General features: G+C 60.1%; 5 protein-coding genes. 2 read left to right on the top strand and 3 right to left on the bottom strand.

Features of this window, described 5'->3' with window-relative positions:
* Positions 1–489, top strand: a 489-nt coding sequence (locus ACI38B_RS04380; RefSeq protein WP_439729683.1) for a hypothetical protein, incomplete at its 5' end; no start/stop codon positions are given.
* Positions 490–757: 268 nt separating this feature from the next.
* Here ACI38B_RS04380 and ACI38B_RS04375 read toward each other — a convergent pair.
* On the bottom strand, positions 758–2,557 hold the full coding sequence (locus ACI38B_RS04375; RefSeq protein ID WP_439729684.1) for a threonine/serine exporter family protein: 1,800 nt from the start codon (positions 2,555–2,557) through the stop codon (positions 758–760).
* Between the two features lie 411 nt (positions 2,558–2,968).
* On the opposite strand from ACI38B_RS04375, the gene ACI38B_RS04370 reads away from it, so the two are divergent.
* Complete coding sequence (locus ACI38B_RS04370; RefSeq protein ID WP_439729682.1) at positions 2,969–5,725, top strand: phosphoenolpyruvate carboxylase; 2,757 nt, start codon at positions 2,969–2,971, stop codon at positions 5,723–5,725.
* Between the two features lie 1,430 nt (positions 5,726–7,155).
* Here ACI38B_RS04370 and ACI38B_RS04365 read toward each other — a convergent pair.
* Positions 7,156–8,937, bottom strand: a complete 1,782-nt coding sequence (locus tag ACI38B_RS04365) for an FAD-dependent oxidoreductase (protein WP_439729681.1) — start codon at positions 8,935–8,937, stop codon at positions 7,156–7,158.
* Between the two features lie 150 nt (positions 8,938–9,087).
* Complete coding sequence (ahpC, locus tag ACI38B_RS04360) at positions 9,088–9,651, bottom strand: alkyl hydroperoxide reductase subunit C (RefSeq protein ID WP_033492920.1); 564 nt, start codon at positions 9,649–9,651, stop codon at positions 9,088–9,090.
* Positions 9,652–9,926 lie beyond the last annotated feature (275 nt).

Genomic DNA, 9,926 nt, shown 5'->3' with positions numbered 1-9,926 from the left:
CCTTTTTCTTCTTCTCTCTCCTTTCTCTCCTCCCCGGTGGTACCCTCCACCGGGGGTTTCTTTATTGATGCGGGAGATCGTACTGGAACCGGATTGCAGGCGATGAAGTCTCGGAATATCGCGGGAGTTTATCGAGGATTTGCGGATTTGACAGTTTTCTCCCAACACCGGCTTCGGAGGCGATTTTCCAGAATCGCGGATTTCCAACGTTCTTGTTGGGAGATCATTCAGATTGACGATGTTTCTCCACCATCTCCCACACCCGATGTGGGAGATTACGCGCGCATCAGGCAAATCCGACAATTCTCCCGGACAACCCCGCCGCCGGACTCGTCATCACTCGCATGCACATCACTCGCAGCACACGCAGCCCATTCTCACCTCCCGACGCTGACATCTGAAAAACTCGCGCTCAAAGGCAAATCATGCGAGACATTGAGAGAAAAGTCCGAAAAACTCGCCCGAAACCGGCAATTGCGAGAGAAATGAAGACTCAGCGGGTTGCACACCATACCAGCCATGTCGCAGAAAGCCTGGAATACCAACGATTCGTAGGTTTCCAACATCGACAAGACGGACCGCGAAGTCTGAAAATCTCGCGAATTCGACGTCCACATCGAGATATTGAGAGATTGTTCCCGATATCTCCGTTTTCGGGGCATCATCTCCGAGAAATCACGAAATCGGAATCACGAAATCGGAATCACGAAATCAAAATCACAGCATCGCGAGACTGAGAGCTCAACGCGAACACGCCTCACACGTCATACCGCCAGCTTTTGTCAGTGAGCACGCGCGCCATCACCAGCCCGATTGGCAGGCAGATAATCACCATGAACGCGCGGAATGCCCAGTCCAACGCATGCAGCGTGTCGAAAGCCCCAAGGTAGAACATCGCGCGATACATATACATGCCGGGCACCATGATCACAATGGACGGCACGGTCAAACAGATACGCGGATACCCCAAGTGCGGCGGCAGCAATCCGCGCCGGACCGAAGACCGCCATGCGGAGGCGAGCAGTCCGGCAAGCAGCGCGCCGATGAACGCACCAGCCTCGGCAGGCACACCCATATCCACGATTTCCAAACGCAGCGTATCGGTAATCATGCCGATCACGGCAGCGACCAGGCACATGCGCTGCGGCGAGTTGAACATCACAGAGAAGCCCCACACGCCAATGAACGCGAACACCATGCGCAGCAGGCACTCAATCACCGGGTTGAGACCCAAGGGCTCAAATCCCTGCGGGTTGAGATGCACAATCGAGGCGACCATCCAGCCAGCGAGTGTGGCAATCAGCACGATGCACAGCACGTATGCCACTCGTTGGATGCCTGACGGGAAGTCGATCTTCGCCATATCCAGCCCACCCGTGATCATCGGGAAGCCCGGAATGACAAACAGCATCGCCCCGATATACGCAGTGTCATGCTGCAAGGCGACGGGGTCGAACAAGCCGATCAGGCGCAACATACCCGTGCATGCCAGCGCCGCCACGCTCACGCACACGAAAGTCACGAAGAACTGGTTGAGGTGGTGGACGAACATCCGCCGACGAAGCCAGTGGCCAAGCCCGGCACCAACGAAGGCCCCGATCATGTCATACGGGCCGCCGCCAAGCAGGAACACGAAGGCCGCGCATGCGCACGCCGAAGCGAGGCCAGCAAACGCCGGGGAATACAAGGGTTTGCGATGCTCGATCATATCGAGCCGCTCGTGCGCCTGCCGTACAGTAACCCCGCGCCGATGTTCCGGGCGTTGGCCGACATGGTCGAAATGACTTGCGTACTCGCCTTTTGGGGGGCGCTGGGTGCGTTCGAGCCGCCGTGCAATACGGCGCTCCCGGGCATCATCGCAACGCTCACCGCGGGACTGCACGTTCTGCCCGCGTTCGGCGCGGTATTCGGCCTTGCGTTCCGCCTGGCCGCCCTGTTCACGCTCCGCACGGTCGATACCCCGCATATCCAGCGGTTTCGCCGTCTGGGCGTCCTGAGTGCCAGGACGGGCCTGCTCGGCGTGTTCGAGCGCGTCGAGCACCGGATCGTCATCAGCTTCGGCCGCCTGATCCCACAGTTCGCGTTGAGCCTCGCTGCCCTTGTTTTCCTTGATTTCCTTGCGTTCTTTGCGCAGCTGCTTGGACAGGTTGGCGGACACCTGGGAGGCATCGCGCTGATCGAGATGCTGCATCAAGCCTTCGGACACTTCGGTGCGACTGTGATACATCGATCCGGTGCCGAGATTGACGTTGAACCAGTCGGCGAAATGCTCGAGCAGCCAGATCCGCTCGGTATTGACACCGGTGGTGGGCAGGTCCACCACTTCGGTGATCCGGTCGTGGCCGTCCGTGCAGGCCGCTTCGATATCAGTCAGATTCACATCGGCGCGCACATGCACACCCAACGGGTACGCGATGCGGTGCATCATTTCGCGCACACGGAAGCTGCCGGTGCCCGCCCCCAAATCCAGCATGCCGACACGCACAATCACACTGGCTTTCGCCGCAATTCCCGCCTCGGTGATCGGCTTGTCCCAGTCCCGCTCGATGTCCTCCATGTCGAGAGGAATGGAATGAGTATGGTATTTCCTCACCGCAGCCGCGGCATTTTCGACGCCGCCTGTCTGCGCGTTGTCCCGCAGTCCGGTTCCCGGATGTTCTTGTTGTGAAGAATGCTGTGAAGGCTGTTGTGAAGTCACGGTTCCATTACTATCGCAAGCCGTACCCCATGCGGTTCGCGACACCGCCAGAATGCCCGGAAAACCGCCAGTTCACCATCCTGTCCACCATTCGGTCAATCTGCGGACAGATTTCGGACATGTTACACGCCCGTCGAAAACACGACCGTATAATGCCACTGCAACCGCTGAACCGACGGCTTTGGGTTCGCAACGGCCGGCACCACAACCGTGGAGGAGCCACGGAAGACCGGCAGACCGAACAACCGAAGGTTTGGAAAAGGAGGTTCAATGACAACAGAAAATCAGCAAATCACGCCAGCCGACGCCGGTATCGTGACGTCCGGCACGGGCACCAAAGGCCCGGAAGAGCGTGCTCTCCCTGATTCGCTGAAGCACGACATGGATCTGTGTCTGCAGATTGTGCGCGAAGTGCTTGGCGAATTCGATCCCAAACTGCTCGAGACATTCGATACCGTTCGCCAATATGTGGCCGACGCCAGCGCCGAGCATTTCACCAGTGTTCACACCGACCCGAGCGAGGGGCAGCGCGAGCTGGACAAGGCGGTCGAAACCATCGACACGATGAATCTGCATGATGCGCAGCTGCTCGCGCGCGCGTTCACCACCTACTTCCATCTGGCGAACCTGTGCGAAGAGAACTACCGCGTATCCGTGCTGCATCAGCGCGAAGCGGCAGTCAGCGATGACGAGGCGGTCGACCCGGTCAATGAGATGACCAACGCCTATCACAAGCTCATTGTTGAAATGGGTCCGGCGAAGGCGAAGGAACTGCTCAACAAACTCGAGTTCCACCCCGTGTTCACCGCGCATCCGACCGAGGCACGCCGCAAGGCCGTCGAAGGCAAGATCCGCCGCATCGCCCAGCTGCTGGAAAGCAGCAAGATGCTCGGCGGCTCCGACAAGAAGGAAAGCTACCGTCGTCTGTACAACGAGATCGACGCGCTGTTCCGCACCTCGCCGATCGCGTTGAAGAAGCCAACGCCTGTCGAAGAGGCCGACACCATCCTCGATATCTTCGACAACACGCTGTTCCGTACGATTCCGCTCGTCTACCGTCGTTTCGACGATTGGATCCTCGGCGACAAGGCGGGTCTCGTCCCGCCGGTGTGCCCCGCGTTCTTCCATCCGGGCAGCTGGATCGGCTCCGACCGTGATGGCAACCCGAACGTCACCGCGAAGGTCAGCCGCCAGGTCGCACGCAAGTTCAGCGACCATGTGATCGCCGCCCTTGAAGATGCCTGCCGCACCGTCGGCCGCAACCTCACCATGGAGTCCGGCACCACGCCGCCCAGCGCCGAGCTGAAGAACCTGTGGAATCACCAGAAGGAAATGAGCGAACGGCTCACGTCCAAGGCCGCACTGATTTCCACCAAGGAAATGCATCGCGCCGTCATGCTGGTGATGGCCGATCGTCTGCACTACACCATCGAGCGCGACGCCGATCTCATGTACAAGTCCTGCGATGATTTCATCGCGGATTTGAAGATCGTGCAGCGTTCGCTCGCCGCAGCTGGCGACCCGCGCGCGGCCTATGGCCCGTTGCAGGATCTCATCTGGCAGGCCGAGACCTTCGGCTTCCACATGGTGGAGATGGAGTTCCGTCAGCATTCCGTCGTGCATTCCCGCGCGCTCGAGGACATCCGCGAGCATGGTCTGCATGGCGAACGTGGCGAGCTGCAGCCGATGACGCACGAGGTGCTCGACACCTTCCGCGCACTGGGTTCCATCCAGAAGCGCAACGGTATCAAGGCTGCCCGCCGCTACATCATCTCCTTCACGAAGTCCGCGCAGAACGTGCGCGATGTGTACGAGCTCAATCGTCTCGCCTTCGCCCATCCGGAAGACGTGCCGACCATCGATGTGATCCCGCTGTTCGAACAGCTTGAGGATCTCGAGAACTCGGTGGATGTGCTCGACGAGATCATCAAGATCCCGGAGGTGCAGGCACGCCTGAAGGCAACCGGCGGCAAGATGGAAGTCATGCTCGGCTACTCGGATTCCTCCAAGGACGCCGGCCCGACCACATCCATCCTCGCGCTGCATGAAACTGAGGGCCGTATCGCCAAGTGGGCCAAGGAACACGACATCGATTTGACGCTGTTCCACGGTCGTGGCGGCGCTGTCGGCCGTGGCGGTGGCCCGGCCAACCGTGCGGTGCTCGCGCAGCCTGCCGGCTCGGTCAACTGCCGGTTCAAGCTCACCGAGCAGGGCGAGGTCATCTTCGCCCGCTACGGCAACCCGGTGCTCGGCCTGCGCCACATCGAGTCCGTCGCCGCGGCAACGCTGTTGCAGTCCGCTCCGAGCATCGACAAGATCAACACGGAGATGACCGCGAAGTACAAGCCGATGGCAGACGCGCTCAACGAAGTCTCGCACGAGCGCTTCCTGGATCTGCTGCATACACCGGACTTCGCCGAATGGTTCTCGACCGTCACCCCGCTTGCCGAGGTTGGTCTGCTGCCGATCGGCTCCCGTCCTGCCAAGCGCGGTCTGGGCGCCAAGTCGCTCGACGATCTGCGTACCATCCCGTGGGTGTTCGCTTGGTCCCAGGCGCGCATCAACTTGGCTGCATGGTACGGTCTGGGCACGGCGTGCGAGAAGTTCGGCGACCTGGATACGCTGCGCAAGGCGTATGAGGAGTGGCCGCTGTTCTCCACGTTCATCGACAACATCGAGATGTCGATCGCGAAGACCGATGAGCGCATCGCCAAGATGTATCTGGCTCTCGGCGATCGCGACGACCTGCGCGACAAGGTGCTCGACGAGATGCGTCTGACCCGCAAGTGGGTGCTGCGCATTGTCGGCGACGCTTGGCCACTGCAGCACCGTCATGTGCTCGGCCAGGCCATCAGGGTGCGTTCCCCGTACGTGGATGCGCTCTCCGTCACCCAGGTGCTGGCGCTGCGTTCGCTGCGTCGCAAGGTGGACAAGGAAGAACTCAGCCAAAGCCAACAGGCAGAGTTCATCTACCTTATCCTGTGCACCGTTTCGGGTGTCGCGGCAGGCCTGCAGAACACGGGCTGATTCCGATTTCCGACCAATGCAGCGAGAAGGTCTCGTGCCCTGCGGGGTGCGGGGCCTTCTCGCGTTTTGGGCGGGTTGTTGTGATTGGCGAGCGACACACGGCAGGGTCTGGATTATCTCTGGGTAGATGCCTGTATGCGACGACATACACAACTCATCAAAGCCCATGACGATTCGAGTGAATCATCAGGAAATGTTGCGCCACGTATCTGACGACATACACAACATGCCAGTTTCCCTGACGCTTCGGCAACGACGACCGGGAAACCACCCGCCGCGTATCTGACGACATACGCGATCTGCCACATGCCTTGACTACCCAGTGCCGTAAGCCACGAATAGTCACGTTGCGCATGCCCCGGCATACGCAACTCGTCAAATGCCTTGGCAATCCGGAAACAATGACCCAGAAGCGCACGTTGCGTATGTCCAAACATACACAACCCGCAAGTTACGCCACCAATCCGTTCTCCGAGCACACAATCCACCTCACCGCGCATGCGATGACATACACAACCTGTCGGATACCAAGACAATCCGAAGACCATACCGCGAAAGTGATTCGCCCCGCATGCGCCGGCATACGCAACTCATCAAATGCCACGACGATTCGTATAAATAATCAGGAAATGTCACGCTGCGTATCTGACGACATACGCAATCCGTCACATGCCTTGACTATCCAGTGCCGTTAGCGGCGAATAGTCACGTTGCGCATGCGCCGGCATACGCAACCCGTTGGTTGTGTCACCAATCCGATTCCGGAGCACGCAATCCGCCTCGTCGCGCATGCGATGGCATACACAACCTGTCAAATACCGCAACGATTCGAAGACGATACTGCGAACGTGGTCCGCTCAGTATGCGATAACATACTCAACTCATCACATGTCATGACGATATGACTTCACTCATCAGCATTGGACTACTCGGAAAGGTAATCATCCATCACCTCTGTGGGAATACGGGTTCGGTTCCCGTCCACTGTTGGTCCGACTCATCTACCGGGAGTTTGCGGACATGAGGATTCGACTCCCACCCGACGCCCGACCATCCGTCCACTCCACCCACCGGGAGTTTGCTTGATATTCGACGAAGGACGCGCGTTCTCCCGCATTTGCGCGGGACTTCTCACACAATGTGTGATTCGACGCGTAATCTCCCATCGAGCCGATTCGAGTCGCGTTGGTATATCAACGTTTCCCTTGGCACATCATCACCAAACCCGGCCATCACAGCCAAACTCCCGGGAGATCACCACCGCCCCACGAGCCCGCCCAAATCTCCCGGGAGATCTCCACCGCCCCCACAAATCCACCCAGAACTCCCGCATCCCCGGCATATCAGCGCCTACCGAACAGAAAAGCGCCCGTCGCGCGGGACGATACCCTCGCAACGGGCGCGATTACAGCCCAACTACTGCCGCGGAATCAGGCTCCCAGCAGATCAAGCATCTGCGGGACCGACTTCTTGCCGAACTCGATGGTCTGCTGCGCTTCGGACGCGGCATCAGCACCGGGCCGGGTGATGACCATGCACGGCACGCTCATCACGTTGAACTTGTCCTTGAGCTCGGGGAAGTGCGCAATATCGTAGGCTTCCGCCCGCACCTTCGGGTTCGCCGCGGCGATCCGCTGGGTCGCGAGCACGGTTTCCGGGCACATCGTGCACGTGAGCGACACCAGCAGCATGACATCGACCGGCTGGACAATCGAGGCGATCCGTTCGGCGGTGTCCTGGTCGAGCGCCTGCCCCGGACCGGCCACGTTGTACAGGGCGAGCACGAAGGAGTTGAACTCGTGCCCGCTCGGAACGCCATGGAAGGCGATGCCGGTTTCCTGCGGTTCACCGTTAGTGCCAATCGTGCACAACCGCACATTCGGCCGCGCATCCGGCAGCGGCTTGTCCAGCGAGACATCGCCGCCGGTCGCCGGAACCGTATCGACCACCGTGCTCAACTTGCCGTCGCTCAGCGAGGCCATCTCGCCGATGAACGCCTGCAATTCCTTGGACAGCGGGGAATCATCAAGTTCAAGCTTCAATACCAGCGGACGCGCCATCCGCGAGAACACGACCGCAAGCTGCTGGCGGATCGCGTCATCGAAGAACGCATGATTGCTGCCGGCAGGCGCGGCAGAAGCGGTACCGGGACGCTGCGACGCCGGCGCCGGTGACGTGCCCGATGCGCTAGCGGCCTTCGCGGCCTTGGCTTCCTGCTGCTCGTAGGCGGATGTGGTCGGGCGCGGCGGCACCAACCCGGTTTTCTCGCTGAGCTGCTTGGCATACCGTTCCAGTTCAACGGCGGCGATGGCGCCATCCGCGGTCGCCGTGACCACTTGACGCAAGTTCTTGACGCGCAGATCGCCGGCCGCATACACGCCGGGGACCGAAGTCTCCAGGTAGCCGTGCGTGACCACATACCCGTGGTCGTCAAGCTCCACCACGCCACGGACCAGTTCGGTCTGCGGCACATAGCCAGCGAAGACGAACACGCCGAAGGTGCCACCATCAGCCGGCTTCCACACGCTCGTCTCACCGGTACGCGTATCACGCAACGTCGCTTCGGTCAGTCCGCCGGAACCGGCTGCGACCCCGTCGAGCTGCGTATGGTACAGCACCTCGATCTTCGGGTGGTTCTTGGCTTCGGCGGCAACGGCGGCGTCACAAGTGAAATCGCCTTCGCGCACAAGAATGGTGACTTTGCTGGCGTATTTCGTCAGGAACACTGATTCCTCGGCCGCCGCGAATCCGCCGCCGACCACGATGACTTCACGCCCGTTGAAGAATTCACCATCGCAGGTGGCGCAGTAGGCCACGCCTCGGCCCGCATACTCCTGTTCGCCGGTGAAACCGATTTTGCGCGGGGAGGCTCCGGTGGCGATGAGAATGCCGAAGCAGCGGATATCTCCGCGGTTGGTGTGCACGACCTTGATATCGCCGTCCACGTCCAGTCCCGTCGCCTCGGCGACTTTGAATTCCGCCCCGAAATTCTGCGCCTGTTTGCGCATGGTCGCGGTGAGTTTACGGCCGTCGGTGCGTTCGACACCCGGATAGTTGACTACTTCGGACGTGATGGTGATCTGTCCGCCGAAATCCGCCTTTTCCAAAATCAATACGCGGTATCGCGCACGCGCCAGATATAGTCCTGCGGTCAAGCCGGCCGGGCCGCCGCCGATCACCACGACATCATACAAATCATCTTGCTGTTGCATTGTCAGCTCCTCGTCATCGCAACGATTACGGGTTCACATGACGGATGCCGCCACCCGACGCGGCCGCAACCTTCACTGATTGCGGACGCTGCGACCGGTGACGGCATCCGTGATAGGGAATGAAAACCGTTTCAGCCAATCAGCCGAAGGTCACAGCTGGCCGACGAGATCCAGCGACGGCGCGATGGTTGCCTCACCGGGCTCCCACTTGGCCGGGCAGACCTGGTCGCCGTGCTCGTAGACGAACTGGGACGCCTGCACGCGGCGCAGCAGCTCTTCGGCGTTGCGGCCGACGTTGGAGGAAATCACCTCGTAGGCCACAACCTTGCCTTCCGGATTGATGATGAAGTCGCCGCGCTCGGCCTGGCCCAGCTCCTCGTTGTAGGTGTCGAGGTCGCGGGCGAGCAGCGCCGTCGGGTCGGCGAGCATCGGATACTGGATCTTCGCGATTTTCTCGTTCGCGTCATGCCATGCCTTGTGCACAAAGTGCGTGTCATGGGAGACGGAGTAGATTTCGCAGCCGATCTTCTTGAACTCCTCGTAATGGTCCGCGAGGTCTTCAAGCTCGGTCGGGCACACGAAGGTGAAATCAGCCGGATAGAAGAAGAACAGCGACCAGTGGCCGAGCACATCAGCCTTGGTCACTTCATGGAAATCGTTGTTCTGGAACGCCTGGACAGTGAAGTCGGTGAGTTCGTGTTGCAGTAGTGTCATGGTGCACCTCGTCATCTCGTTGTTCGATTCTGACGGGCTTTGCGCACGGCCCGCCTATCACGGGCCCGGAGGTCCCGGCCCCGCGTGGCTCCCATGCTAGACCATGACGGATGGAAAAACTCGGATTTCCGCTGTGGTAATCATCACAGTGTGTTGTCCGTCACACAGTGCCGTCCGTCGCACAGCATTGTCCGTCACGCAGCATTGTCCGTCGCACAGTGTCAGTGTTGTACCGACATCCGCCCAGATGTACCGCGCCGAAACCGCTCAGCCCA

The sequence above is a fragment of the Bifidobacterium sp. genome, assembly GCF_051876855.1.
Classification (GTDB): domain Bacteria; phylum Actinomycetota; class Actinomycetes; order Actinomycetales; family Bifidobacteriaceae; genus Bifidobacterium.
Note: the sequence above shows the minus strand (reverse complement) of the source record. Positions and strands in the feature narration are given on the sequence as shown.